Raw genomic sequence first — 23,872 nt, forward strand, 5'->3', positions numbered from 1 at the left:
GGTCCCGCCCCCCGATCGGTGGGCGGGACCTGGGCGTTGCGGGTCTCAGCCGGCCGGGGCCGGTGGGTCGGTGGGCGCGGCCGGGGAGGCGTCGGACGCCGTCGCGCCGTGGGGGCGCGGGGACTGGCGCAGGACGCGTTCATGGGAGTAGGCGCGCAGATAGCCGACGACGGTGTTGGTGACCGCCACCAGCGGCACCGCGACCACCGCGCCGCCGATGCCCGCCACCATGCCGCCCGCGGCGACCGACAGCACCACCGCCAGCGGATGGACCCGCACCGCCCGCCCGAGGATGAACGGCTGCAGGATGTGGCCCTCGATCTGCTGCACCGCGAGTACCACGACCAGCGTCATCACGGCCGTGAACACGCCCTGGGTGACCAGCGCGACCACCACCGCCAGCGCACCGGAGATCACGGCGCCCACCAGCGGGATGAACGCCCCGAGGAAGATGAACACGGCCAGTGGCACCGCCATCGGCACATCGAGGAAGTAGATGCCGAGGCCGATGAAGATCGCGTCGATCAGAGCGACTATCACCGTGCCGCGCACATACGCCGTGAGCGTCTGCCAGGCCCGGGGACCGGCCCCGGCGACTCCCGGCCGCGCCGCCGCCGGCACCAGCTTCAGCGTCCACTCCCAGATCCGCCGGCCGTCGTAGAGCAGGAACAGCGTCGAGAACACCGCGAGCAGGATTCCGGTCAGCGTCTCGACGACGACCGTCACGCCTTCCAGTCCCGCGGTGGTGATCTGGTCGGTGTTGGCCCCGACCGCCTCCCGCAGGTTCTCGGCGATGTCGTTGATCTGCTTGTCGGTGACATGGAAGGGACTGTCGAGCAGCCACCGCCGCAACTCGTCGATGCCGTCCTGCACCTGGTCGGAGAGGTTGTCGATGTTCTCCATGACCTGCCAGGTCACGAACCATCCGATCAACCCCATCACCACGAACCCGAGGATCGCGGTCATCGCCGTGGCCGGCCCGCGCGGCACCCCGTACCGCCGCAGCCGCGCCACCGTCGGCTGCAGCATCGCGGTGATGAGCAGCGCCGCCACGAAGGCCAGCACGACGAGTTGCACGGCGCTGATGACCCGCATCAGCACCCACAGCGTGCCCGCCAGCACCAGCAGCCGCCATCCGGCCTCCGCCGCGACCCGCATGCCCCACGGCACGGCCTGCGCCGGGTCGGGACGGGTACCGACCGGGACGTCACGCGCGTAAGAGGGAGAGCCCGCCGCTCGGGCCGACTCCTCGGGCTCCGGCTCCGGCGCGCCATGGGCGCGCTCCGCCTCGGCCCGGCGCTCTTCCCACCGTTGCCCCATCTCGGTCAGCCGGGTGCCGACCCGACCGAGCCACCCTGGCACTCGCGACATGATCCGTCCTTTTCCCCCAACTGTCCCCACCACTCCCCCCGGAGTCGTCCCGTCAGACCGTACATGGCCGAAGCCCCTCACCGAAGGACGGTGAGGGGCTCGGAAAAGTTGAGTGGGACGTTGCCCGACCGGGGCTCAGTACCAGTGGTTGGCCTGCCAGAACGACCAGGCGCCGCAGGGGCTGCCGTAGCGGTCGTTCATGTAGTTCAGGCCCCACTTGATCTGGGTGGCCGGGTTGGTCTGCCAGTCGGATCCGACGGAGGACATCTTGGAGCCGGGCAGCGCCTGGAAGAGGCCGTAGGCACCGGAGGAGGGGTTGACGGCCTGGTAGTTCCAGTCGGATTCGTGGTCCACGATGTTGCTGAAGCACTGGAACTGGTCGCCCGGCACCATCGCCGCGGCCATCGACTGGATCTCGGAGATGGAGTAGGAGCTCTGGACCGCGAAGCTGGTGGCTTCCCGGGCGGCGGAACGGCTGGCCGCCTCCTCCGCCTCCTCGCGCTCCTTGGCTTCCTGTGCCGCCTTCTCGGCGGCTTCCTTCTTCGCGATCGCGGTCTCGGCGGCCGCCTTGCGCGCGGCCTCCTCGGCTTCCTTCTTGGCACTCGCGTCCGCCGCGATGGCCTGGACGTCGGCCTGCTGCGTCAGGGACGCGGTCTGCACCTGCGCCTGCTGGCCCGCGGGGATGTCCGCGAGGAGCGTCAGGTCGGTTGCCGCCGCCTCGGCGTCATTGGACTGCGCGACACTGCCCGAGGCAACGCCGACAACGCTTCCGACAGCGGTGACCGCGGTGGCCGAGGCCACTGCGAATCCCCGGACCGAAATCCGGCTCACACGGTTTCCTTCCAGCATCGCCCGCTCGGTGACCCTGGCGGACGCAATCGTGCCCCCTGACACTGGCCTCCCCAACTGCGGGTCACGGAAGGCACGGGCCCGGTGGGCAACTCCCGCGAGGGGAGCGCCGCATGGTGCTCGGGCGGCATACGACGACGCTATGGAGTTAGGTGTGGTGCTCCTGTTGTGCCGTACCGCTGGGGGTACAGATGTGTCGTATGCGGGGCCTGACAGGAGTGAGACTCTGCCGTAACCCGACACCGCAAGGCAATTCCGAGTTGCGTGTGAAAGCTCACATGCCGTTTGGCCCTGGCGATATCGAGAAACAGTGACGCGCGAAGGCGCCGCCCGGCTAGGCTCTTCGCCTTTGCCGAACGGCGCCAACTAGCCCGTCACCGCCCCGGGATGGGACGTGGGGGTCAGATCGTCCCCTCCTCCAGCATTTCGGTCACAAGCGCCGCGATCTGGGACCTCTCGGACCGCGTCAGGGTCACATGGGCGAAAAGGGGATGCCCCTTCAGTTTCTCGACGACGGCGACCACACCGTCATATCGCCCGACCCGCAAATTGTCCCTTTGCGCCACATCGTGCGTGAGAACGACCCGTGAATTAGCGCCGATTCGGGACAGAACGGTCAGCAGGACATTCCGTTCGAGTGACTGCGCCTCGTCCACGATCACGAACGCGTCGTGCAGCGAGCGGCCGCGGATGTGGGTGAGCGGGAGCACCTCCAGCATCCCGCGCGCGGTGACCTCCTCGATGACCTCGCGGCTGGTGACCGCGGACAGCGTGTCGAAGACCGCCTGTGCCCAGGGGCTCATCTTCTCGGCCTCGGAGCCCGGCAGATAGCCCAGCTCCTGCCCGCCCACCGCGTACAACGGACGGAAGACCATGATCTTCTCGTGCTGGCGGCGCTCCAGGACCGCCTCGAGGCCCGCGCACAGCGCCAGCGCCGACTTGCCGGTGCCGGCCCTGCCGCCCATCGAGACGATCCCGACGTCGGAGTCGAGCAGCAGGTCCAGCGCGATGCGCTGCTCCGCGCTGCGCCCCTTGATGCCGAACGCCTCCCGGTCGCCGCGCACCAGCCGGACGTTGCCCTCCGGTGTCACCCGGCCGAGTGCCTTTCCGCGCTCGGACTGAATGGTCAGGCCAGTGTGGACGGGCAGTCCGGCCGCTTCCGGAACATGGACGTGGCCTTCGTCGAAGAGGACGTCCACCTGCTCGCCGGGGAGGGTCAGTTCGGACATTCCGGTCCAGCCGGAGGAGTCCGTGATGGCGAGTTCCGCGCGGTACTCCTCGGCCTGCAGGCCGACGGAGGACGCCTTGATCCTGAGCGGGAGGTCCTTCGACACGACGGTGACGTCGAACCCCTCGGCCTGCAGGTTCCGGGCGACCGCGAGGATGCGGGAGTCGTTGTCCCCCAGGCGGTAGCCGGTCGGCAGCACACTGGGGTCCGAGTGGTTGAGCTCGACACGGAGGGTGCCGCCGAGTTCCCCGATCGGGATGGGGGCGTCCAGACGGCCGTACCGCACGCGGTAGTCGTCGAGCAGACGCAGGGCCTGCCGGGCGAAGTAGCCGAGTTCGGGATGGTGCCGCTTCGCCTCCAGCTCCGTGACCACCACGACCGGGAGCACGACCTCGTGCTCGTCGAAGCGGTTCGAAGCATTCGGGTCCGCCAGCAGGACGCTGGTGTCGAGAACATAGGTGCGCCGGTCGGGCTTGTGGCGCTTTGTGCTGGTCACCACGGAAGGACGTACCCCCTCGGATGAGGTCGGGGAGCGACGGAGACGGTCTGGACCGGTTGCCGGCCGCGATGCACGGGCCGGAAACCGGCCCCTCGCCGCTTCGTCCGTGCTGTGACCGCACGATCGGGCTGGTGCAAAGGGCCTCCCGGGCGGACGGCCCCGTGCCGTCCGCTGAGATCCGACACCCGTGGTTCGGGCGTCGACCTGGTTGCTTTATGCCCTCGAAAGCGCGCCGCCATGCCACGGCATATGACGGCGCGCCGGTGAACTCCGTGTGAAGCGCTCTACGCCCGAAGGGGTGGGGCGGCTCCGTCAGCCGCCGTAGCGGCGATGGCGGGCCGCGTAGTCGCGCAGGGCGCGCAGGAAGTCGACCTTGCGGAAGGCCGGCCAGAAGACCTCACAGAAGTAGTACTCCGAGTGGGCCGTCTGCCACAGCATGAAACCGGACAGCCGCTGCTCGCCGCTGGTGCGGATGACCAGGTCGGGGTCGGGCTGGGCACCCGTGTAGAGGTGGCGGCCGATCATGTCGACGTCCACCGCTTCGGCGATGTCCTCGACGGAGCGGCCCTTGTCGGCGGCGTCCAGCAGCATGGCGCGGACGGCGTCGGCGATCTCCTGGCGGCCGCCGTAGCCGATGGCGACGTTGACCAGTATTCCGTCGACGTGCGCGGTGGCCTCCTCGGCCTCCTTGAGCGCGGTCCGCATCGGGGACGGCAGCAGGTCGGGGGTGCCGACATGGTGCACGCGCCAGCGGCCGTCGGCGGCGAGGGAGCGCACCACACCTTCGATGATGCCGAGCAGCGGGACGAGTTCGTCCTCGGGCCGGTCGAAGTTGTCCGTCGAGAGCAGCCAGAGGGTGACGACCTCGACGTCCGTCTCGGTGCACCAGCCGAGGAACTCCTCGATCTTCTCGGCACCGGCCCGGTGACCGTGCACGGTGGTGGAACCCGAGGCCTTCGCCCAGCGCCGGTTGCCGTCCATGATGACGCCGATGTGCTTGGGCACCTGAGCGTGGTCCAGGTGACCTTCCACCCGGCGTGCGTAGAGCCTGACCAGCAGGCCGCGCAGCTTGTCGCGCAGGTTCACGTGATTGTCAGCCCCTCCGTACGGATCGGACAGGTGTGGCCGAGCGCGGCCCCTGTCCGCATGGCGGTCCCCGGGGCCGAAGCCTACCCCCGCCCTACGACAGTGCCCTCGACGGGTGTTGAGGGCAAAAAAACGGGCCGGTCCGTGGGGGGGAGACGGACCGGCCCGAGGGGGGGCTTCCACCATAACCCTTCGTAAGGGCTGCTGCGTGCATCGGCGCGAGACAACTACTCTCCGGAATCGCCCCGCAACGCGCCGGTGGCCGCGGAATGCCTGGTTCACAGCCTCTTCATGGCCGGTTCACGGCGGGCGCACAGGACTTTTCGGGCGTCCCTCCGACGGGCGACCCCGTGGGTGACGGCGGCTTGACGCCCGCAGAGAGGTTCCGGGCACCGCGCAGCCCCCTCCACTGCGCGGTGCCGCCCGCGCAGCTTTGCTGGCGCGAATTACCTTGGTCTGAACTTACGCGATGTGTCAGGGGTGACGCGAGTGGTCGGCGATAACAATGTGGAAAACCCTGGCCGTGCCCACAGCGGGCTACGGGGGCGCGGGGGCGGGCTCCGCGGCGCGCGGCACACCGGATCCGCCTCGAAGAGGACGGACTCGACCTCGTTCCGCCCCGGCGTCCTGCCATGACCGTGAAGAGCAAAGGGATCACGTGGGACCAGGCCGGCGCACGACGGCTGGAGCGGCAGTTCCTGGCCAATCCGGCGACGGCCGTTACTCCGGTCGCCGACGTCGTCGCCGCCATGCGCGGGGCGCACGCGCAGGTGATGTCGGCGACCGAACTGTCCGTCGGGGTCCGGCGCGCCGACATCACCCGGGCGGACGTACGCGCCGCCCTGTGGGAGGAGCGCTCGCTCGTCAGCTCGGCGGGCAACCATCCGCTGCTGCTGGTCGACGGCGTGGTGGCCGGGGTGTGGCACCAACGGCGCCGGGGGAGGCGGATGACGGTCACGGTGGAGCCCCTGGGCGCGCTCACGGCACGGCAGGAACGGGAGCTGGCGGAGCAGGCCGAACGGGTGGCGGCGGTGGTGGAGGCGGGGGCGGAGCTGGTGATCGGGGAGGTGAGGGCGGGGCCGCACGCCTGAGCCCGGCCCCGGTCAGCCGGCCGGCTTGCGGACGTCGAAGAGGTGCCGGGTGCTGTGGGCCACGAAGGGGCCCCGCGTCGCGATCCGCTCGTGCAGGGCGCGGAGCTTGTCCTCGTACGCCTCGACGGTGAAGCCCGGCACCATCCAGATCACCTTGCGCAGGAAGTGGACGACGGCGGCGATGTCGTGGAACTCCATCCGCAGCCGCTCCGCGCGCAGCTCGACGACCTCCAGACCGGCCGCCTGCGCGCCCGCCCGCTCGTGTTCGGGGTGGCGACCGGCCCGCACTTCCTCGGGCTGCGGGCCGACGAAGTACTCGACGAGCTCGAAGACGCTGCTGGGCCCCACGTGCTGGGCGAAGTACGTACCGCCCGGCTGCAGCACCCGCGCGATCTCGTCCCAGTGCGGCAGTACGGGGTGGCGGCTGGAGACCAGGTCGAAGGCCGCGTCGGCGAAGGGCAGCGGGGCGTCCTCCGGCGCGGCGACGACCACGACGCAGCGCGGGCCCAGCAGCTCGGTGGCCTTGGCGACGTTCGGCGGCCAGCCCTCGGTCGCGGCGGCGAGCCCGGGCCGGCGGGCGGCGGCGCCGAGCGCGAAGTCGAGGACCTCGCCGCCGCCGGTCTGGATGTCGAGGGCCGCACGCGCGCGTGCGAGACGCCCGGCGAGCGACGCGGCGTACCGCCAGGAGGGCCGTGCCTCGGTGGCGCGGCCCTCGAACCAGGAGAAGTCCCAGCCCTCGGTGGGGACGGCGGCACCTTCGGCGCAGAGTTCCTCGAAGGTGGGGCGGGGATCGGTGCGGCGGTAGTCGTCGTGCATGGGCTCGATCGTCGCAGGGCGTTGTCAGTGGCCGCTGTTAGTTTTCCGGCATGGTGAACGAGGGCGGGGCGCATGAGGGCGGTGCGGGCATGCCGTACCGGGGCGGCGAGAAGGCGACGCTGCACGCGAGTCTGGACCGGCACCGGGACGCGGTGCTGTGGAAGCTGGAGGGCCTGGACGACGAGCAGTTGCGGCGACCGGTGACACCGTCGGGCACGAGCCTGCTCGGCCTGGTGAAGCATCTGGGGTCGGTGGAGTACGGCTGGCTGGTGGATACGTTCGGCCGCGAGGTGGAGCCGCTCTGGTTCGACCCGTACGAGGACGAGGACATGCGGGCCGACCAGGGTGAGACGACCCAGCAGATCGTCGACTTCTACGGCCGCGCCCGCGCCGCCGCCGACCGCACCATCACCGAGCTGTCGCTGGACGACACGGGCAGCCCGGCCTGGCGGGAGGGGTCCATGTCCCTGCGGTGGGTGATCGTCCACCTGATCGAGGAGACGGCCAGACACGCAGGGCACATGGATGTCGTGCGGGAGCTCATCGACGGGACGACGGGCGACCACCGCCCCGCCGGGTAGCTCCTTCGGCTACGGGACGAGAGGACGGACCTCCTGGGCGGCGAAGCGGATGAAGCCCTCGGGGTCGGGTTCGTCGCCCGTGGGCTGGAGGATGACCGTGTCGGCACCGGCCTCGGTGAGCTGCTCGACGGCCTTGGCGACGGTCGCCGCGTCCCCGGCGACACCGAGGTCGGGGACGTCGGCGAGGCCCTCGGCGGTGAGCTCGGCACGCAGGCGGTCGGCCGCGTCGGGGCCGGTTGCGGCGAGGAGGTAGACGACGACGCGGTGCGGGTCGGTGCGGCCGGCCGACGTCCGCCCCTCGTCGATGAGCCGACGGGCCCGGCGTACGCCCTCCGGGGGTGTTTCCGCGGTGAGGACGGTGCCGTCCGCCGCCGCGCCGGACAACTGGAGGGTGCGTGGGCCGGTGGCGCCCGCGAGGATCTCGACCGGGCCCTGCGGGGGCCAGTCGAGGGCGACGTCGTCGAGTTCCACGTACCGCCCCTCGGTGGTGAGCCGCTCCCCTCGCAGCAGCGCCCGCAGCGCGTCGAGATGCTCGCGCAGCAGCGTCAGCGGGGAGGCGGCGCGGGCGCCGACCTGGCCCATCCAGTCCTGCACACCGTGCCCGACTGCGAGGACCGGACGGCCGGGGAACATACGGTGCAGCGAGGCGGCCTCCATCGCGGTGACGGCGACGTTCCGCAGCGGCACGGGGAGCAGGCCCACCCCGATCCGGACCCGCTCGGTCCAGGCGAGGGCGGCCGCGGCGGTGGAGACACCGCCTTCGCGGAAGCAGTCCTCCCACAGCCAGAGTTCGTCGAGGCCGGTGTCGTCGGCCAGTTGGGCGAGGGCGCGCAGCCGCTCGGGGGGAAGTTGGGGACGGAACACAGCGCCGAGTCCTGTCATGCGGCCTTCCTACCCGGGGTCGGTTGAGCGGACAACCGCTTTACGGTGCCGGCGTGGTGCCGCTCTGCGTCGAAATGGAAAGGCGGTGGACGTTGCGTCACCGAGGTGTGGGCCGGCGCCCGGTTCCAGGCCGCCCGCTGCGGATACGGTCGGTCGACACACCGGGTACGGGCGGACGGCGGAGGGGCACGCACATGGCCATGGGGCGGCGCTGGCGGGACGGGCGGGGGGAGTTGGTCGTGTACGGGGGTGCGACGGTGCCGCTGGAGATCGCGGCGTCGTACCGGGCACGGACGCGGGGGCTGCTCGGGCGGGACGCCGCGGAGGGCGCGATGCTGCTGTCCCCCGCGAACAGCGTCCACACCTTCCGGATGCGCATGCCCATCGACGTCGCCTACCTGGACCGGGAGCTGGTCGTCGTCGCCGTCCGCACGATGAGGCCGTGGCGGTTGGGCCTGCCCCGGCTGCGCGCGCGGCATGTGCTGGAGGCGGAGGCCGGGGGGATGGCGGAGTGGGGGGTTCGGGTGGGCGTCAGAGTGGAGGTTCGGGGGGCGGTCGGGGCGGGGTGAGGGGGTCGTGGTGCCCGCCGGGTGGGCTGCCCGGCGGGGTGCGTCAGCCTTCGGTGCGGGGGAAGGAGACCTCGACGCGGCGGTTCTTCTTGCGGCCGGACTCCGTGGAGTTGTCCGCGATGGGGTACTGCTCGCCGTAGCCGCGTACCTCGAAGGTGATGTCCGGGTCGTTCAGTTCCGTGTCGAGGATGTCGTGCACGGCGTTGGCGCGGCGGCGGGACAGGGAGTCGCCGTGGGCGGAGGAGCCGAGGTTGTCCGTGAAGCCGAAGACGCGGACCTTGGTCGCGTTCTGGGTCTTGATCTCGTCGGCGATCGCGGCGATACGGGCCTTCGACTCGGCGCCGAGCTTCGCGCTGTCCTTGCCGAACAGGACTTCCGCCTGGAGGGCGAACTTCACGTCGGCGTTGGTGTCCTCGCGGCGTTCGTCTCCGCTCTGGTCCTCCACGACCTGCTTGATGTCGAGGACCTTGGGTTCGGCGAGGGTGGCGCCTTCCGGGATCTTCAGGTCCGGGTCGTTGGCGTCGACCTCGACGGGCGCGGAGGCGGTTGCCTCGGTGCCCGGGGGGACGCTGGGATCGTCCTCGGCGTACGCGGTCGCGGTGGCGCAGAGGGTCGTGGCGAGCATGATCGTGGCTGTGGTGAGGGTCAGGGGGAGGCGGGTAGGGGTCATGGGTGGCCTCAACCGGAGATCTCGATGGAGGCGGCGGCGAACATCGGGAGCTGGAAGGCAACCTCGGAAGTACCGCTGGGGGGCGCCGGGAACTGCATGAAGACGGGGACCGACTCTCCGGACTTCAGAGCAGGAAAGTTCGTCGTGGTCAGCGGGCGACCGTCCGTGTCACGCAGAACGTAGTAGCGCTTCTTCCCCTGGGAGTCCACAAGGGTGGCTCCTCCCAGTGACCTGCCGTTCCGGATGATCTCCGTCTCGTTGCCACTCAGCTGCGCGGGCACATTGACCGTTTCACTGCCGTCGTTCTTCAACGTGCCGCTGACGGTGACGAATCCACCCGCGTCGCGCGCAGCCGACGTGACCTGGAGGAGCAGGCCGTCAGGGCCTTTCAGCTCGGCAAGAGGAGCGCCCGGATCGCCTTCCTGAGCACTCGGCTGCGATCCGTTGTCCTCGGAGGCGGAAGCCGAGGCCTTCGGCTTCTCGTCGTCACTGCCACCGCCGCCGCAGCCGGCCACACCGAGGGCCAGACCGGCCGCAACGGTCAATGCGACCATCCCCCTACGGGCCTTCGTAGTGAACCGAATGCTCATGCCTCTGCTTCCTTCGTCACTCGTCGTTCGCTTGTCAGTCGGACAGATGGACGTCGAAGAGGTCCTCGGGGTCCGGAAGGGTGTCGGGGGCTTCCGGGTCCACGTCCCACTTCTCGCCGCCCTCGCAGTTGAGGCTCGGCAGGGTTTCGTCCTCTGCATCCCCACCGGCGAGTTCGAAGGTGCACCGCCGCTCCACGACGGCCTCGGCGGATGCTGTCGCATAACGGCCCTCCGTGCCGGGCACGATGCTGTCCCCCACAGGCTCGTCGGTCGTGACGTCGACCCTGTAGCCCAGGAGGCCCTCCCCCTGGCAACCGTTCACGTGAGCGTCGTTCTGCGCCGCGAGCTGACCCGCGCGGTCACAAGGGTCCTCGAACATCTCCACATCGCCGTTGAAGATGGCCTGCCACGAGGTCGGCTCCAGCAGGTTCTCGACCCACTCGCCCGTGATCTGGTCCCGGAGGTCCTGGGCCGCCGCGAGTGCCGCCGCGTCCGCCGCCGTCTGGGCCTCGTTACGCGTGGCCGCGGCTTGGCCGACCGCAAGGTACGCAAACGCCAGAAAGAGCAGACCCGCCACCACCGTGATGTAGATGGGGAAGGCCTGCCCTGCGTCGCGGTACCTCGGAAGCCGGATCAGCCTCCGGTCACCTCGGTGATCTTGTCGGTGATCGCGTTGTAGATCGACTGCCCGATGTCCGTCCCCGTGATCGCCAGCACGATCGCCACCACAACCGCGATGATCCCCAGGTACTCCACCGCCGTCTGGCCCCTGTCGTTGTGGGCGGCGCGGGTGCGGAGGTACGAGGTGGTGGTGTTCATCCAGTTGTTCATGGCGTTCCCCTCCCGGTGTGGCGGCTTCGGTGCCGCGACCGTACGAGGGAACCGCCGGGTCCGCCGAGGGTCCCAGGGCCCAATCGTGGGCCCAATCACGAGCCGGTCGACGATGCATCGCGCTCACCCCAGCCCCAGCCACTTCGCCGTGGCCTCCGAGCGGCTCGTGCTGTGGAGCTTGGCGAAGATGCGGTTGATGTGGTTCTTGACCGTCTTCTCGCTGATGAAGCACGTGGCGGCGATTTGCTGGTTGTTCATGCCGGATGCGATGAGGTCCATGATCTCCGCCTCCCTCGTGCTGAGTTGGGCCTGTGACCGGTATGACGAAGACTGTGCCACAGCCGGTTGCACTTGCGAAAGGCTTTCCGAAGAAATAGGCGCAGCAAGGAATCTTGGGTTTGCAGTCGCATTTGCGGGGCCGCTTTGCCTGAGCTGGGCCAGGAGGGCCTCCGCCGCCGTGGGGGTGAAGTGGGGCTTTCCGCCTCTGATGTCCCGTACCGCCGCCACCAGTTGGTCCGCCGTGAACTCGCCATGGACAAGGTAGCCGCCCGCGCCGCGCCGCAGGGCCTCCTCGACGATGTCCGGCTCGCGGCTGTAGGTGAGCATGACGACGGGGGCCAGTCGTACGAGGTGCGGGAGTGCCGAGATGCCGTCCACGCCCGGCATGCGGACGTCCAGGAGGACCACGTCCGGGCGGTGGGTCCGGGTCGCCTCGTACGCCTCTCGGCCGTCCGCCGCCTCCGCCACGACCGTGATGTCCTCGCGGCCCGAGAGGAGGGCCGTGAGACCCGCGCGGACCACGGGGTTGTCGTCGGCCACGATCACGCGAAGGGACGTGACGGCCGGGTCCGAGGGGGGTGGGAAGGGGGCGGAGGGGTGCTCATGGCCGGGCATCGTTCGGCCTCCTCTCGGAGGTGGGGTCGAGGGCCGCCAACGGGAGTTCCAGCCGTACTTCCGTGCCCTTGGGGTGCCGGCCGCGGCCGATGCGGATGCGGGCGCCCACCGAGGCGGCGCGTTCGACCATGCCGACCACCCCGAAGTGGCCCGTTCTGCGAAGGCGTTCGAGGGTGGTTTCCGGGGCGAGGCCCCGGCCGTCGTCGTAGATGCTGAGCAGGAGCAGGTCCCCCTGGACGCCCGCCGTGACGTCGACGTGGGTGGCGTCCGCGTGGCGGTGGGCGTTCTCCATGGCCTCCGTCGCGATGGTGAGGAGCTGGCGGGCCACCGCCGGGGGGACGGGCGGCACAGCGCTGCCGCCGGTGGGGCGGTAGGTGGTGGGGACGCCGGTCCGGGCGGTGAAGTCGGCGGTGCGGGCGGCGAGTTCCGCGAGTATGTCGGTGCCGTGGGCCGGGTCCGATTCCCGGCGGAGGTCCGTCAGGAGCTCGCGGGATTCCGCGGCGGCTCGGCGGGCCGAGCGGGCCACCAGTTCGGCCTGGTCCTTGACCGAGGAAGGGTCGAGTCGGTCCGCCGAGTTGGCCAGGCCGTCCGCCGCCAGGGCCACGCCGTGCAGGGTCTTCGCCACCGAGTCGTGCAGTTCGCGGGCCAGCCGGGCGCGTTCCGCCGCCACCGCCTCCGTGACGGCCAGACGGGCCTGGACCGTGGTCAGGGCGTGGGTGGCCTCGCCGAAGCGGAGCATGAGGTTGCGCAGGGTGGAGCCGACCGCGCCGGTGATGACGCAGAGGCCGGGGAGGAGGAGCGTCTCGGCGGGAGTGGCGTCGGGGGACTTCGCGAGGGTGGCGTGGACCAGGAGCAGGATCAGGGACTGGAGGGAGGCGAAGACCGCGGCGCCTCGCCAGCCGTAGACGAGGCCGGCGAGGAGGGGGGTGCCGACGCTGACGTAGGCGAGGGTGCTGTCGGGGCCCGCGGAGATGAGGGGGAGGGAGCCCACGAGGGTGTCGAGGGCGAGGAGGGTGGGGTGGCGCAGCAGCAGGGGGGCGAAGCGTTCCCAGTCCCTGAAGAGGACGTAGGAGGCCATGAAGGTGACGACCACTGCCGCGCCGACAACGCGTACGCCCAGGCCGGGCGAGGCGTTGAGGAGGGCCGCCGGGGCGGCCAGGGCGATCATGGCGAGCCGGAAGCCGAAGACCTGGCGGCACAGTGCCTGGAGGGCGTTGACCTGGATCGAGAGCGCGGGTGCGGTGGTGGGCGCCCGGCCTTCGGCCTGGTCCGGCGTGTCTCCCTCACCGTCCGTGCGGCCGTCGTCGTTCCGTGCGGATGGTCCGTCGGGGACATGAGCACCGTCGGCGGCCGCCCCGCCGGGTTCCCTCCCCACCCGCACCGCCGCCGGCCCGGCACCCGGCACCTCCGCCTGGCGGCGCCCCCGCGAGGCCGCCCTCGCCCCCTCAGTAGGTGTGAGTGTCATGGTCCTCACTCACCCGTGAGTGTGCCGAAGTCCGTGCCGGAGCCGAGGAGCAGGCCGGCGCCCAGCAGCAGCATCGTCGCCGGGACCATGAACGTCGTGATCATCATCGTGGCCTTGGGCACGGCCCGCGCGGCCTTGCGCCGGGCGTTCTGCGCATCCGTGCGACGCATGTCCTTGGCCAGCGACACCAGGGTGTCCACGATCGGCGCGCCCAGTTCCTCCCCCTGCTGCAACGCCGTCACGAACATCGCGACCTGCTCGGAGTCGTTGCGCCGCCGCAGTTCCGCGAAGGCCTGGCGGCGGCTCATGCCGAGGTCCATCTGGTGCAGGGTGATGCGGATCTCGTCGGCCCAGGGGCCCTCGTAGCGGGACGCGACCCGGTCGAGGGCCTGGCGGAAGCCGAGGCCGGCGCTGACCACGACGGCGAGGACGTCGAGGAAGTCGGGCAGGGTCCGGTCGATCACGTCCTTGCGGACCCGGATCGCCGACCAGATGCCGACCTCCGTCCAGAACGCGCCGAAGGCGAGCAGCAGCAGGGTCATCAGCACGTTGCCCTGGAGCAGGAACACCAGGCCGCCGACGCCGCCGAGGAAGCCGTAGACCGCGCGGCGCGCGGCGTAACGGTCGATCGTCAGGCCGCCGGGGTTGCCCACCAGGTCGATCCGGCGGCGGTACCTGGCGACCTGCTTGGGGCCCATCAGACGCAGTACGGCGGGCGCGTACCGCATGCCCATCCGGTCGACCAGCGAGTCCACCGCGCCCGTGCGGGTCGCGCCCACCTCCAGGGCGAGGACGAGGTCGGCGGGGAGTTTCGCCTCCGCCCGGTACATCCGGATCCCGGCGAAGACGCCCCACACGCTGAGGCCCATGACCAGTGCCAGCACAAGTGCCATGCCGATCCCCTCCCTTCCTCAGACGTCGATGCGGGACATGCGGCGGATCAGGACGAAGCCGACGGCGTACAGCGCGAACGCGATGATCACGCAGGCCTGGCCGACCGGGGAGCCCGTCATCCGGTCCAGGGCGCCGTCCTTGACGCCGTTCATCAGGAACAGCGAGCCCACGCCCATCACCGGGACCGCGTACGACGTCATGCTCACCTGCGAGAGCTGGGTGCGGATCTCGCGGCGGGTCTCCTTGCGCTCCTCCAGCGTCTCCGTGAGGTTCCTGAGCGCGCTCACCAGCTGGCCGCCCGCCCGGTTGGACAGCACCAAGGTGGTGACCAGGACCACCAGCTCGCGGGACGGGAGCCGTTCGGCCATCTCACCCAGTGCCTCGTCCATCGACGCGCCCACCGCCAGCTGGTTGGCCACCTTGGCGAGCTCCTCCCCCGCCGGGGCCTCCAGCTCCTCCGCCGCCATGCCGATCGCCGTGCGCAGGGCGAGGCCGGCCTGCGTTGCGTTGGCCAGGATGCGGGCGAGTTCGGGGAGTTGGTTGATGAACCTCTCGATGCGTTTCTGGCGTTGCCAGTTGAGGAACTGGACGGCCGCCCAGACGCCCAGCAGTCCGGCGATCGGGCCGAAGAAGGGGGCCAGGGCGGCCTGGCCGATCAGCCACAGTCCGGCGACCGTGGCGAGCATCGCGACGAAGAACTCGCCCGGGGTCACGTCCAGGCCCGTCGCCAGCAGCCGCAGCTCCAGTTTCCGGCCCAGGCGGGTACGGCGCAGGCGGCGGTCCAGATCGCGGAACCGGCGCCGGCGGCCGGTGATCTGGACCTGGCCGGTGGACGACAGGCGCTCGACCAGGGCCTGTCGCTGGGCCCTGCCCATGGCGTACGCGTGCAGTCCGGCCACGGCGAGGACGCAGGTCAGCAGGGTGACACCGGTGGTGAGGGAGACGAGGGTCGTCAGTTCCATGGTCGGCTCCTGCCTACCTGGCTTCTCGGGTGGCCAGCTGGTCTGCGGACTGGGCGACGCCGAAGGCCTGGGGGATGGGCTGGCTCGCCATGTAGAGGCGGTCGGCGCTGCGGCGGGTGAGCGGGAAGTAGTGGAAGGCGCCGTGGATCCGGCCGTCGGCGGCCATGGGCTGCGCGTCGAAGCGGGCGACCGTGGCCAGCCGGTACGGCTCGCCGCCGTGGCTGTCGAGGAGCGCGACCTCGGTGACCCGGCGGAGCCCGTCGGCGAACCGGGTGAGCTGCACGATCACGTCGACCGCGCTGTTGATCTGGTCGTGCAGCGCGGCGAAGGGGACCTCCACGTCGGACATGGAGGCCAGGGTCTGGAGCCGCATCAGCGCGTCCTCGGCGCTGTTGGCGTGGACGGTGGCCAGCGAGCCGTCGTGGCCGGTCGACATCGCCTGGAGCATGTCCAGCGACTCACCGCCACGGACCTCGCCGACGACGATCCGGTCGGGGCGCATGCGCAGCGAGTTGCGGACCAGGTCGCGGATGGTCACCTGGCCCTGGCCCTCGACGTTCGGCGGGCGGGACTCGAGGCGGACCACGTGCTGCTGCTGGAGCTGGAGTTCGGCGGAGTCCTCGATGGTGATGATCCGCTCGCTCTCGGGGATCAGGCCCGACAGCGCGTTCAGCAGGGTCGTCTTGCCGGTGCCCGTCGCGCCCGACACGATGATGTTGAACCTCGCCTGCACCAGCCCGGCCAGCAGATACACCATCGGCTCCTCCAGCGAGCCGAACTGGATCAGTTCATGGAGCGTGAAGGAGCGCGGGAAGCGGCGGATGGTGAGCGTGGCGCCGGTCAGGGACAGCGGCGGGATGATGACGTTGACGCGCTCGCCGGACGGGAGGCGGGCGTCGACCATCGGATTCGACTCGTCCACGCGGCGGTTGACGGTCGACACGATCCGTTCGATCGTCTGCATGAGCTGGTCGTTCGAGGCGAACCGCAGCGGCAGCTGCTCCACCCGGCCGGCACGCTCCACGAAGATCGCGTCGGGGCCGTTCACCATGATCTCGGTGATCGAGGCGTCCTCGAGCAGCGGCTCCAGGATGCCGAGGCCCAGCGCCTCGTCGACCACCCGCCGGATCAGCTGCGACCGCTCGACCGTCGACAGCACGGGGCCCTCACGGCTGATGATGTGCCCGAGCACCCGCTCCAGCCGCGCCCTGCGCTCTGCCGGCGCGAGCGCGCTCATCTCCGCGAGGTCGATCTCCTCCAGGAGCTTGGCCCGGTACGAGGCGACCAGGTGCCCGTCCTCGCCCCGGCTGCCGTTCTCCTCGGGGGAGTTGATCCGCGCGCGCAGACTCATCGCCGTCCTCCCTGCTCAGTGGTCCATCGGCATGGTGGCGGTCTTGCGGGCGGGGCCGAATTCCCAGCCGGGGACGATCGACGGGATGTCGATCGTCGCGGTGACCTCGACCTCCTCGCCCAGGTACGACGCCGCACAGCCGGCGTCCAGCCAGGAGCTGACCGCGTTCTGGCAGTCCTGCGCGTACGGCCCGTCGAGGGAGGCGCTGCGCGCGCCGGTGCGGGCGGCGGTGCCGGCCTGCTGCGCGGTGTAGGCGATCAGGCCGATCTGCACGGCGGCCATCGCCACGAGGATCAGGACCGGGATGAACCCCAGGTACTCCAGGGCCACTTGGCCCCGGTCGCGGTCTCGGTCGCTTCGCCGGTACGTCATCTCAGTCCGTCTCCTCCACCACGGCCCCCGCGTGGCCCGCGACGCCGGGGAAGGGGAAGCCGATCGAGCCAGGGAAGAGGACCGGCACGTCGAGCCGTACGTCGGCCGTGACCAGGCCGCCGCTCTCGCCGCAGGACACCTCGGCACCCCCCTCCCACGCGGACGGCAGATGCTCCCGCCCCGCCGCCTCACAGGCCGCCTGGCGGTCCTCGGCCGCCGTGCCCGCCCGTGCCGCCTCGTCCGCAGCGTTCCCCGCGAGCGAGTAGGTGTACCCCACGAGTACGAACTGCCACAGCAGCACCAGCGTCAGGACGATCAGCGGGGTCATGCCGAGGAACTCGATGGTGACCTGGCCCCGGTCGCGGCCTCGGCGGGCCGGCTTCATCCGTCCCTCCGCCGCCGCAGGCTTCCCGACCCGCGGTCCCCACGTGGCCGGCCGCCCTTCCGTTCGCCCACGGGCGCCTTGACCAGCCCCAGTTCCCCCGCGAGCCCCCACAGCGCCTGTTTCACCGCGCTCCTGCTGTCCAGCTCGTGGACGCGGCCGGCGTCCACGACGGCCTGGAGTTCCTTGAAGTTGGCGGGCACCGCCGTCGCGGCGACGGTGGTGCCGGTGATCCGCTGGATGAGGGGCGGCTGGATCTCCGTACTGCGCGTGTGCCGGTTGACGACGACCGTGGTCTCCTCGGCCTTGCGGATCTGGAGCCGGTCCCACATCCGTACGGTCCGCTTGGCCCCCCGGACCGCGACCACGTCCGGCGTGGTCACCAGCAGGGCGGTGTCGGCCATCTCGACCGCGGCCGCGCCGGCGCCGCTCAGCTGGGCGCCGCAGTCGATGACGACGGTCTCGTAGCGGGAGCGCAGGGCGCTGACGATCTGCCGGGCGGCGCGGTCGGTGACCTCCTCGCCGCGTTCGCCCTCGCCGGGGGCGAGCAGCAGGGCGAGGCCGGTGTCGTGCCGGAAGAGGGCGTCGGCGAGGACGCGCGGCGAGATGTCGGTGATGGCGGCGAGGTCGGCGACGCTGCGCCGGAACTGGACGTCCAGGTACGACGCGACGTCCCCCGTCTGGAGGTCCATGTCGACCAGCACGGTGGAGCGGCCCGACGCCTGGGAGGCGAGCGCCAGCTGGACGGCGGCCAGCGTCGCCCCGACGCCGCCCTTGGCGCCGCTGACCGTGACGACGGTGCCGCCGACGCCGGTGAAGACGTCGCCGCCGTGGCCGAGGTGCCGGCGTACGCCCACGGACCACTGGGCGACCGCCTGCACGCGGTTGGCCAGTTCCTCGTACGACAGCGGCAGGGCGACCAGGCCGCGAGCGCCGGAGTCCATGGCGGCCTGGAAGAGGCCGGGGCCGGCGTCGGAGGTGACGAGGATGACGCCGACGGCGGGGAAGCGGAGCGCCACCTCGCGGATCAGTTCCAGGGCCGGGACGGGTCCGATGCGTTCGTGTACGACGACGACCTCGGGCAGTTCGTCGACGGACTCGGCGGCCAGCCGGGCGAGGGTGTCGACGAGCTGGGTGGAGTCGACGACCGGGGCGACCGGTTCGGCGTCCGGGAGCTGGCTGAGCAGGGTCGTGACCGAGCGGACCGCGTCCGCGTCGCCGACGGCCGGCAGGATCCTCGTGGGCATCCGGGCCTCACTTGTCCTTCGCGAGTTCGTAGGTGCGGTCCGCGTCGGGGACGGTGGTGTCGCTGCCGGGCGCGACCAGGGCGAGCCGGACGCGCTCGGCGAACGACTCGGCGTACGTGAGGCGCTGGGCGTCGAGGGTGGACAGCGCGAAGGTGATGGGCACGGCGTCGGTGGAGCGCCGGGTGCGGTCGTCGCTGTCGGGCTCCAGCGCGGTGAGCTCTCCGACGTCGATCACCTGGGCGTTCGTCACGATGATCTTCGACTGGGCCGGGTCGCCCTCGCGCTCGCCCGCGAAGGTGGCGTACACGTTGACCGTGGATCCCGGCGTGATCTTGCCGGCCACTCCGGTCGCCGCGTCGATCATGATGGCGACCTCCTGCTGCCCCGGCCGCAGCGCGGGCTGGTCGACGATCATGTCGCTCTGCAGCAGGGAGCCCTTGCGCAGGGTGGTGACGGCGGTCTTGCCCCTGACCTGCCGCAGATCGGTGACCGCGTTCCGAGACAGCCAGCGCTCGGGCATCCGGACCTGCTCGAACTTGTCGGCGGTCAGGGCGGTGTAGGGCGCCACGTCACCCTTCAGCCGGTAAGCGGTGACCTCGGGGCCGACCTTGGACTGCACATCGTCGATGACGGAGAGCACGCCCGCGAACGCGCCGAGGGCGCAGAGTACGGACAGAAACAGGAGTATCACGCCGCGGCGCTGACGGGAGTTCATGAAGCGTGCAACCTCGTTGGGGGTGGGGTCGAACGGGTCTGGGGTCTCGTCGGGCGGCGGGTCACCCCGCCGGGAGCTGGAGCTGGTCGTCGTATGCCGGCGCCGTCGCGGAACAGAACACGCACCGGTCGCCGATGACGTCGATGCCGCACCAGTGGCAGCTGTTCCGGCGTACCGAGCCGACCAGCTGGTAGAGCACGGACAGGTCGGGCAGAAAACTGCAGAACTCGATCAGCTTGCCGGTGCCCCACCACCGTGCGGACTCGGTGGGCAGCTGGGCCTCGCGCAGCCCCCGCACACGCCAGGACGGGGCGAGCGTGGTGGTGACCCAGTCGGACTGGAGCTGTCCTCGGGCGAGCAGCATCCAGGTGCCGAACTCCGGCCCCGCGAGCCGCGCTTCGGGGCCGATGCGCACCAGCTGCGGCTCGGGATGGGCGATGACGCCGAACTGACTGCCCGGGACCCAGGACTTGGCGTGCGACTTGAGCCCGACGGGGACGCGGTCGAGCCGGGCGACCGTGCCGAGGAGCGCGCCGGCGTGGATGTAGTGGGTGAGCAGCCGGCCCGCCGAGGCGAGGACGCCCGGGCCGAGGTCGCAGGAGGCCAGCTGTCTCAACTGCCTGGCCAGGACGGCGAGTCCCAGCGGGGGCAAGTCGGGCCGGAAGAGGGCGATCCGGTCGCTCTCCAGGAGGGAGCGGATGGTGTGCAGCCGCCGCTCCACCGCCGCCGGAACGGCCTGCGAGCACACCACGATCACATGGCCGTGCGCCTCGACGAGGGTCTGCATCTCGGTCAGCGCGTGGTCCAGCGGGCATTTGTCCACGTCGCGCAGGACGACGGCGGGCAGGGTCCGCTCGTCCTGCGCCGGCAGCGCCATGTCGGCACTGGTCACGGCAATGGCTGTTGGCACGCGCAGCTCCCCGATCCCACCCAAGTCCGGCCCGCCGGCGCAACTCTCGTGCACCTGGACGACTTCATTGCGTGACTACCTCAGCACTGTATCCACGCCTCCGTGACCGGAGAACAGCGTTTCCGTAGCCGAGCAGCAACTCCTCTTGCACAAGACACGCCATATCGGGGCAGGGGGAGCATCCCGACCGAACCCTGAAGAGTGCGCGGACCGGAACCCTTGACAGTCGAATTGGTCTGGACCAACTTGTAGCTCCAACGGTGGCCACCGTCGTTCTCCCCCGTCATGGAAGTCCCCACTCCCCCACCGGAGGCCCCAGTGGACCGCGCACCCAGACGCAGACGTACCGGCATGTGGGCGGGAGCGGTGATCGCCGCCCTGGCGCTCACCGTGCCGGCGATCGGCCAGGCATCCGCCGCGGACATCAACAACGCCAAGAACGCCGGCTTCGAGTCGGGCCTGAGCAACTGGGCCTGCTCGGCGGGCAGCGGTACGACGGTCTCCTCACCGGTGCACGCCGGCTCGTCCGCGCTGAAGGCGACGCCGGCCGGGCAGGACAACGCGCGCTGCACGCAGGCGGTGGCGGTCCAGCCCAACTCGACGTACACGCTGAGCGCGTGGGTGCAGGGCGGTTACGCCTACCTCGGCGCCACGGGCACGGGCACCACGGACGTCTCCACCTGGACCCCCGACTCGTCGAGCTGGAAGAAGCTCTCGACCACCTTCACCACGGGCTCCTCGACCCGCTCGGTGACGGTCTACACGCACGGCTGGTACGGCCAGGCGGCGTACCACGTGGACGACGTCTCGGTGTTCGGCCCCGACGGCGGCGGGGGCGGCGACCCGACCCCGACGATCCCTGGCGCCCCGGCGGGCGTCACGGTCTCCGGTACGACGTCCTCCTCCGTCTCCCTGTCCTGGAACGCGGTCCCGGGCGCGACGGGCTACAACATCTACCGCAACGGCACGCGGGTGACGGGGGTGACCGGCACGTCGGGGACGGTGACCGGGCTCGCGGCGTCGACGTCGTACAGCTTCCAGGTCACGGCGACCAACGCGGCGGGTGAGTCGCCGAGGTCGGCGACGGTGACGGGCACGACGGCGCCCACGGGCGGCGGGTCCGGCGTCCCCCGGCACGCGGTGACCGGCTACTGGCAGAACTTCAACAACGGCGCGACCGTGCAGCGGCTGTCGGACGTGCCGGGCCACTACGACATCATCGCGGTGGCGTTCGCGGACGCGACGGCGACGCCGGGGGCCGTGACCTTCAACCTGGACTCGGCGGGGCTGGGCGGGTACACGGTCGACCAGTTCAAGGCCGACCTCCGGGCGAAGCAGGCCGCCGGGAAGAAGGTCGTCATCTCGGTGGGCGGTGAGCTGGGCCGGGTCGCGGTCAACGACTCCGCGTCGGCGGCGAACTTCGCGAACTCGGTGCACTCGCTGATGCAGACGTACGGCTTCGACGGCGTGGACATCGACCTGGAGAACGGTCTCAACGCGACGTACATGAGCCAGGCGCTGCGGTCGCTGGCGGCGAAGGCGGGGCCGTCGATGGTGCTCACGATGGCGCCGCAGACCATCGACATGCAGTCCACGTCGAACTCGTACTTCCAGACGGCGCTGAACGTGAAGGACATCCTCACGGTCGTCAACATGCAGTACTACAACAGCGGTTCGATGCTCGGCTGCGACGGCAAGGTCTACAGCCAGGGCTCGGTGGACTTCCTGACCGCGCTGGCCTGCATCCAGCTGGAGAACGGCCTCTCCCCGTCCCAGGTGGGCCTCGGCGTCCCGGCCTCGACCCGGGCGGCGGGCAGCGGCTATGTCGCCCCGTCGGTCGTGAACAACGCGCTGAGCTGCCTGACCCGCGCGACGAACTGCGGCACCTTCAAGCCGCCGCGGACGTATCCGGACCTGCGCGGCGCGATGACATGGTCGACGAACTGGGACGCGACGAGCGGCAACGCGTGGTCGAACGCGGTGGGGCCGCATGTGAAGGCACTGCCGTGACCCTTGGTTCCACAGGCGCCGGCCGCGCCGGATACGACGCGGCCGGCGCTGCCGCGTTCCCTTCGTGCGCTCAAGGGCGGGAAGGCCGGCCACCCGTGGTGAGGAGGGCTGTGGCGGCCCTGTCACGGGCCGGGCCGGCTGTTGCCGGAGGGACCAGGGAGATCGCCGCCGCTCCGAGTACCGCCGTCAGGGCGAACGTCGTGAAGCCCAGGCTCGCGTTGCCGCCCGCGAGGACCACGCCGCCGACCGTCGGGCCGACCACCGCGCCGGTGCGGCCGATGCCGGTGACCCAGCCGAGGCCGGTGGCGCGCTCGCTCGGGGCGTAGACGCGGGAGGTGGCGGCGTAGACCATGACCTGCGCGCTGAACAGCCAGATGCCGGTGAGGAAGACGACGGCGTACGCCGCGCCGAGCGGCATCTCGGTCCTGAGCAGGAACGTGCCGCAGGCCGTGAGGACGAACCACAGCGCCGACACCTTCACCGGCCCGAACCTGTCCGCCGTACGCCCAGCGATCAGCATGCCGACGATGCCGCCCGCGTTGATGATCAACAGGAAGGTGACCGAGGAGGAGAGCGAGTAGCCCGAGGCACGCATCAGTTCGGGAAGCCAGGTCGAGACGCCGTAGACCAGGAGGAGGCCCGCGAAGGAGGCCAGCCACAGGAGCGGGGTCGCCCAGCGGGTGCCGGGGGCGAAGAGGGCGCGGATCGCGGACAGTCGGCCCTTCGCGCCCGCCTTCGGCGCCTCCGTCACTCCGGGGCGCGTCAGGCCGTAGCGGTCGGCGACGGCATACGCCTCCTCCGTGCGCCCCTTCGCGAAGAGCACACCCGGTGACTCAGGAAGCCACTTGAGGACCAGCGGCACCGCGATCACCGCCGGCAGCACCCCCGCCCAGAACACCCAGCGCCAGCCGTGCCCGGGGGCCACGGCGAGGCCGATGCCCGTCGCCGCCATGCCGCCCGCGTGGTACGAGGTCATCATCAGGCCGGTCGCCAGGGCCGCCCGGCGTGGCGGCGCGAACTCCGCGACGATCGCCAGGCCGATCGGCATGAGACCGCCGAGACCGAGGCCGGAGACGAAGCGGCCCGCCCCGAAGACCGCCGCGCCCGGCGCGACCGCGCACAGCGCCGAGCCCAGCGAGAAGAGCACCACGCTCGCCGTCACCAGCGGCTTGCGGCCCAGCCAGTCGGTGAGCGTGCCCGCCGCCAGCGCGCCGATCAGCATGCCGAACGTGGTCCAGCTGCCGATCGTCCCGGCGAGCGCGGTGCTGAAACCGAGGCTCTCGTCGGCAAGCAGGTGCGGCATGGTCGCGCCGTAGATGTTGACGTCCATGCCGTCGAAGAAGACGGCGAGCCAGCACAGGGCGATGACCACACCGACGGTCCGGAAGGAGCGATCGGGAGGGGACGGGGTCGATGCCACGGGGGCCACTCACTTTCTGCCGCTGCGGTGAGGGGTGTCCATCCAGGGTGTTCGTCCAGTGAAAACAGGTTCACTCTTGCGGGGTTGTGAGTTTCCCGGTGCGCCCGGGCCGTGTCAACGGTTCCGGCACGGGCGTGAAACATTTCCCCGGGCCCGGCGCATCAATGGGGTGACGGACACCGACGAC

The 23,872-nt window shown here is 70.9% G+C and carries 24 protein-coding genes and 1 pseudogene; 4 read left to right on the forward strand and 21 right to left on the reverse strand.

The features are described 5' to 3' along the window. Positions 1-45: 45 nt before the first annotated feature. The 4 genes from ACFV6X_RS25370 to ACFV6X_RS25385 all read right to left on the reverse strand — a co-directional run bounded on the left by ACFV6X_RS25370 (position 46) and on the right by ACFV6X_RS25385 (position 5,033). Complete coding sequence (locus tag ACFV6X_RS25370; RefSeq protein ID WP_385387064.1) at positions 46-1,371, reverse strand: AI-2E family transporter; 1,326 nt, start codon at positions 1,369-1,371, stop codon at positions 46-48. A gap of 135 nt (positions 1,372-1,506) precedes the next feature. Beyond that, on the reverse strand, positions 1,507-2,220 hold the full coding sequence (locus ACFV6X_RS25375; protein WP_365460216.1) for a transglycosylase SLT domain-containing protein: 714 nt from the start codon (positions 2,218-2,220) through the stop codon (positions 1,507-1,509). Between the two features lie 401 nt (positions 2,221-2,621). Beyond that, positions 2,622-3,947, reverse strand: a complete 1,326-nt coding sequence (locus ACFV6X_RS25380) for a PhoH family protein (RefSeq protein ID WP_385387066.1) — start codon at positions 3,945-3,947, stop codon at positions 2,622-2,624. Between the two features lie 312 nt (positions 3,948-4,259). Continuing rightward, a complete protein-coding gene (locus tag ACFV6X_RS25385; protein WP_385387068.1) occupies positions 4,260-5,033 on the reverse strand; it encodes an isoprenyl transferase in 774 nt (257 codons plus the stop codon). Positions 5,034-5,905: 872 nt separating this feature from the next. Here ACFV6X_RS25385 and ACFV6X_RS25390 point away from each other — a divergent pair. Beyond that, a pseudogene (locus tag ACFV6X_RS25390) lies at positions 5,906-6,124 on the forward strand (DNA glycosylase AlkZ-like family protein); the annotation flags it as partial. A 12-nt stretch (positions 6,125-6,136) separates the two neighbouring features. Here the strand turns inward: ACFV6X_RS25390 and ACFV6X_RS25395 are convergent. Next, a complete protein-coding gene (locus ACFV6X_RS25395; protein WP_385387069.1) occupies positions 6,137-6,940 on the reverse strand; it encodes a methyltransferase domain-containing protein in 804 nt (267 codons plus the stop codon). A 50-nt stretch (positions 6,941-6,990) separates the two neighbouring features. Between ACFV6X_RS25395 and ACFV6X_RS25400 the strand changes: the two genes are divergently transcribed. Next, the gene (locus ACFV6X_RS25400) at positions 6,991-7,521 is read left to right on the forward strand and encodes a DinB family protein (protein ID WP_385387071.1); all 531 of its coding nucleotides are present in this window, start codon (positions 6,991-6,993) and stop codon (positions 7,519-7,521) included. Positions 7,522-7,530: 9 nt separating this feature from the next. Here the strand turns inward: ACFV6X_RS25400 and ACFV6X_RS25405 are convergent, their stop codons facing one another. After that, positions 7,531-8,403, reverse strand: coding sequence for an LLM class flavin-dependent oxidoreductase (locus tag ACFV6X_RS25405; protein ID WP_385387073.1), 873 nt, complete (start codon positions 8,401-8,403; stop codon positions 7,531-7,533). A 200-nt stretch (positions 8,404-8,603) separates the two neighbouring features. On the opposite strand from ACFV6X_RS25405, the gene ACFV6X_RS25410 reads away from it, so the two are divergent. Beyond that, positions 8,604-8,972, forward strand: a complete 369-nt coding sequence (locus ACFV6X_RS25410; RefSeq protein ID WP_385387215.1) for a DUF192 domain-containing protein — start codon at positions 8,604-8,606, stop codon at positions 8,970-8,972. Positions 8,973-9,015: 43 nt separating this feature from the next. Here ACFV6X_RS25410 and ACFV6X_RS25415 read toward each other — a convergent pair whose 3' ends face one another. The 14 genes from ACFV6X_RS25415 to ACFV6X_RS25480 form a co-directional block, all read right to left on the reverse strand. After that, positions 9,016-9,642, reverse strand: coding sequence for an OmpA family protein (locus ACFV6X_RS25415; RefSeq protein WP_385387075.1), 627 nt, complete (start codon positions 9,640-9,642; stop codon positions 9,016-9,018). Positions 9,643-9,650: 8 nt separating this feature from the next. After that, complete coding sequence (locus ACFV6X_RS25420) at positions 9,651-10,232, reverse strand: hypothetical protein (RefSeq protein ID WP_385387077.1); 582 nt, start codon at positions 10,230-10,232, stop codon at positions 9,651-9,653. A gap of 34 nt (positions 10,233-10,266) precedes the next feature. Then, a complete protein-coding gene (locus ACFV6X_RS25425) occupies positions 10,267-10,866 on the reverse strand; it encodes a pilus assembly protein TadG-related protein (protein WP_385387216.1) in 600 nt (199 codons plus the stop codon). Further along, the gene (locus ACFV6X_RS25430; RefSeq protein ID WP_385387079.1) at positions 10,866-11,063 is read right to left on the reverse strand and encodes a Flp family type IVb pilin; all 198 of its coding nucleotides are present in this window, start codon (positions 11,061-11,063) and stop codon (positions 10,866-10,868) included. Before ACFV6X_RS25430 ends, ACFV6X_RS25425 begins: the two co-directional genes overlap by 1 nt. Before the next feature lie 123 nt (positions 11,064-11,186). Beyond that, positions 11,187-11,957, reverse strand: coding sequence for a response regulator (locus ACFV6X_RS25435; protein ID WP_385387081.1), 771 nt, complete (start codon positions 11,955-11,957; stop codon positions 11,187-11,189). Beyond that, positions 11,944-13,422 carry a sensor histidine kinase gene (locus tag ACFV6X_RS25440; protein WP_385387082.1) on the reverse strand — a complete coding sequence of 493 codons (1,479 nt, stop codon included), beginning with the start codon at positions 13,420-13,422 and terminating at the stop codon, positions 11,944-11,946. Before ACFV6X_RS25440 ends, ACFV6X_RS25435 begins: the two co-directional genes overlap by 14 nt. Positions 13,423-13,427: 5 nt before the next feature. Continuing rightward, the gene (locus ACFV6X_RS25445) at positions 13,428-14,315 is read right to left on the reverse strand and encodes a DUF5936 domain-containing protein (protein ID WP_385387084.1); all 888 of its coding nucleotides are present in this window, start codon (positions 14,313-14,315) and stop codon (positions 13,428-13,430) included. A gap of 18 nt (positions 14,316-14,333) precedes the next feature. Then, positions 14,334-15,278, reverse strand: coding sequence for a type II secretion system F family protein (locus tag ACFV6X_RS25450; RefSeq protein ID WP_385387086.1), 945 nt, complete (start codon positions 15,276-15,278; stop codon positions 14,334-14,336). A 13-nt stretch (positions 15,279-15,291) separates the two neighbouring features. Next, on the reverse strand, positions 15,292-16,629 hold the full coding sequence (locus ACFV6X_RS25455) for a CpaF family protein (protein WP_385387087.1): 1,338 nt from the start codon (positions 16,627-16,629) through the stop codon (positions 15,292-15,294). 15 nt (positions 16,630-16,644) lie between these two features. Further along, positions 16,645-17,001, reverse strand: coding sequence for a TadE family protein (locus ACFV6X_RS25460; RefSeq protein ID WP_385387089.1), 357 nt, complete (start codon positions 16,999-17,001; stop codon positions 16,645-16,647). A 1-nt stretch (position 17,002) separates the two neighbouring features. Then, complete coding sequence (locus tag ACFV6X_RS25465; protein ID WP_365447095.1) at positions 17,003-17,386, reverse strand: TadE family protein; 384 nt, start codon at positions 17,384-17,386, stop codon at positions 17,003-17,005. Beyond that, positions 17,383-18,630 (reverse strand): CpaE family protein, encoded by a 1,248-nt coding sequence (locus ACFV6X_RS25470; RefSeq protein ID WP_385387091.1) that lies wholly within the window; start codon positions 18,628-18,630, stop codon positions 17,383-17,385. Before ACFV6X_RS25470 ends, ACFV6X_RS25465 begins: the two co-directional genes overlap by 4 nt. A gap of 7 nt (positions 18,631-18,637) precedes the next feature. Next, entirely contained in the window at positions 18,638-19,345 is a 708-nt protein-coding gene (gene cpaB / locus ACFV6X_RS25475; RefSeq protein ID WP_385387093.1) for a Flp pilus assembly protein CpaB, read from the reverse strand. 61 nt (positions 19,346-19,406) lie between these two features. Beyond that, the gene (locus tag ACFV6X_RS25480; protein WP_385387218.1) at positions 19,407-20,222 is read right to left on the reverse strand and encodes a hypothetical protein; all 816 of its coding nucleotides are present in this window, start codon (positions 20,220-20,222) and stop codon (positions 19,407-19,409) included. Positions 20,223-20,606: 384 nt separating this feature from the next. On the opposite strand from ACFV6X_RS25480, the gene ACFV6X_RS25485 reads away from it, so the two are divergent. Further along, positions 20,607-22,265, forward strand: coding sequence for a chitinase (locus ACFV6X_RS25485; RefSeq protein WP_385387219.1), 1,659 nt, complete (start codon positions 20,607-20,609; stop codon positions 22,263-22,265). A 70-nt stretch (positions 22,266-22,335) separates the two neighbouring features. On the opposite strand, the gene ACFV6X_RS25490 is transcribed toward ACFV6X_RS25485, so the two are convergent. Continuing rightward, entirely contained in the window at positions 22,336-23,685 is a 1,350-nt protein-coding gene (locus ACFV6X_RS25490) for an MFS transporter (protein WP_385387095.1), read from the reverse strand. Between the last annotated feature and the right edge of the window lie 187 nt (positions 23,686-23,872).

It is taken from the genome of Streptomyces sp. NPDC059861 (assembly GCF_042731435.1).
Classification (GTDB): domain Bacteria; phylum Actinomycetota; class Actinomycetes; order Streptomycetales; family Streptomycetaceae; genus Streptomyces.

Coding starts and splice junctions, on each gene's coding strand:
- ACFV6X_RS25485 (WP_385387219.1), top strand. CDS start 20,607: ATGTGGGCGGGAGCGGTGATCGCCGCCCTGGCGCTCACCGTGCCGGCG.
- ACFV6X_RS25480 (WP_385387218.1), bottom strand. CDS start 20,222: ATGGCGCTGCCGGCGCAGGACGAGCGGACCCTGCCCGCCGTCGTCCTG.
- ACFV6X_RS25445 (WP_385387084.1), bottom strand. CDS start 14,315: ATGGCACTTGTGCTGGCACTGGTCATGGGCCTCAGCGTGTGGGGCGTC.
- ACFV6X_RS25405 (WP_385387073.1), bottom strand. CDS start 8,403: ATGACAGGACTCGGCGCTGTGTTCCGTCCCCAACTTCCCCCCGAGCGG.
- ACFV6X_RS25435 (WP_385387081.1), bottom strand. CDS start 11,957: ATGCCCGGCCATGAGCACCCCTCCGCCCCCTTCCCACCCCCCTCGGAC.
- ACFV6X_RS25465 (WP_365447095.1), bottom strand. CDS start 17,386: ATGAAGCCGGCCCGCCGAGGCCGCGACCGGGGCCAGGTCACCATCGAG.
- ACFV6X_RS25455 (WP_385387087.1), bottom strand. CDS start 16,629: ATGAGTCTGCGCGCGCGGATCAACTCCCCCGAGGAGAACGGCAGCCGG.
- ACFV6X_RS25400 (WP_385387071.1), top strand. CDS start 6,991: ATGGTGAACGAGGGCGGGGCGCATGAGGGCGGTGCGGGCATGCCGTAC.
- ACFV6X_RS25430 (WP_385387079.1), bottom strand. CDS start 11,063: ATGAACAACTGGATGAACACCACCACCTCGTACCTCCGCACCCGCGCC.
- ACFV6X_RS25370 (WP_385387064.1), bottom strand. CDS start 1,371: ATGTCGCGAGTGCCAGGGTGGCTCGGTCGGGTCGGCACCCGGCTGACC.
- ACFV6X_RS25460 (WP_385387089.1), bottom strand. CDS start 17,001: ATGACGTACCGGCGAAGCGACCGAGACCGCGACCGGGGCCAAGTGGCC.
- ACFV6X_RS25470 (WP_385387091.1), bottom strand. CDS start 18,630: ATGCCCACGAGGATCCTGCCGGCCGTCGGCGACGCGGACGCGGTCCGC.
- ACFV6X_RS25415 (WP_385387075.1), bottom strand. CDS start 9,642: ATGACCCCTACCCGCCTCCCCCTGACCCTCACCACAGCCACGATCATG.
- ACFV6X_RS25375 (WP_365460216.1), bottom strand. CDS start 2,220: ATGCTGGAAGGAAACCGTGTGAGCCGGATTTCGGTCCGGGGATTCGCA.
- cpaB (WP_385387093.1), bottom strand. CDS start 19,345: ATGAACTCCCGTCAGCGCCGCGGCGTGATACTCCTGTTTCTGTCCGTA.
- ACFV6X_RS25395 (WP_385387069.1), bottom strand. CDS start 6,940: ATGCACGACGACTACCGCCGCACCGATCCCCGCCCCACCTTCGAGGAA.
- ACFV6X_RS25450 (WP_385387086.1), bottom strand. CDS start 15,278: ATGGAACTGACGACCCTCGTCTCCCTCACCACCGGTGTCACCCTGCTG.
- ACFV6X_RS25420 (WP_385387077.1), bottom strand. CDS start 10,232: ATGAGCATTCGGTTCACTACGAAGGCCCGTAGGGGGATGGTCGCATTG.
- ACFV6X_RS25410 (WP_385387215.1), top strand. CDS start 8,604: ATGGGGCGGCGCTGGCGGGACGGGCGGGGGGAGTTGGTCGTGTACGGG.
- ACFV6X_RS25440 (WP_385387082.1), bottom strand. CDS start 13,422: ATGACACTCACACCTACTGAGGGGGCGAGGGCGGCCTCGCGGGGGCGC.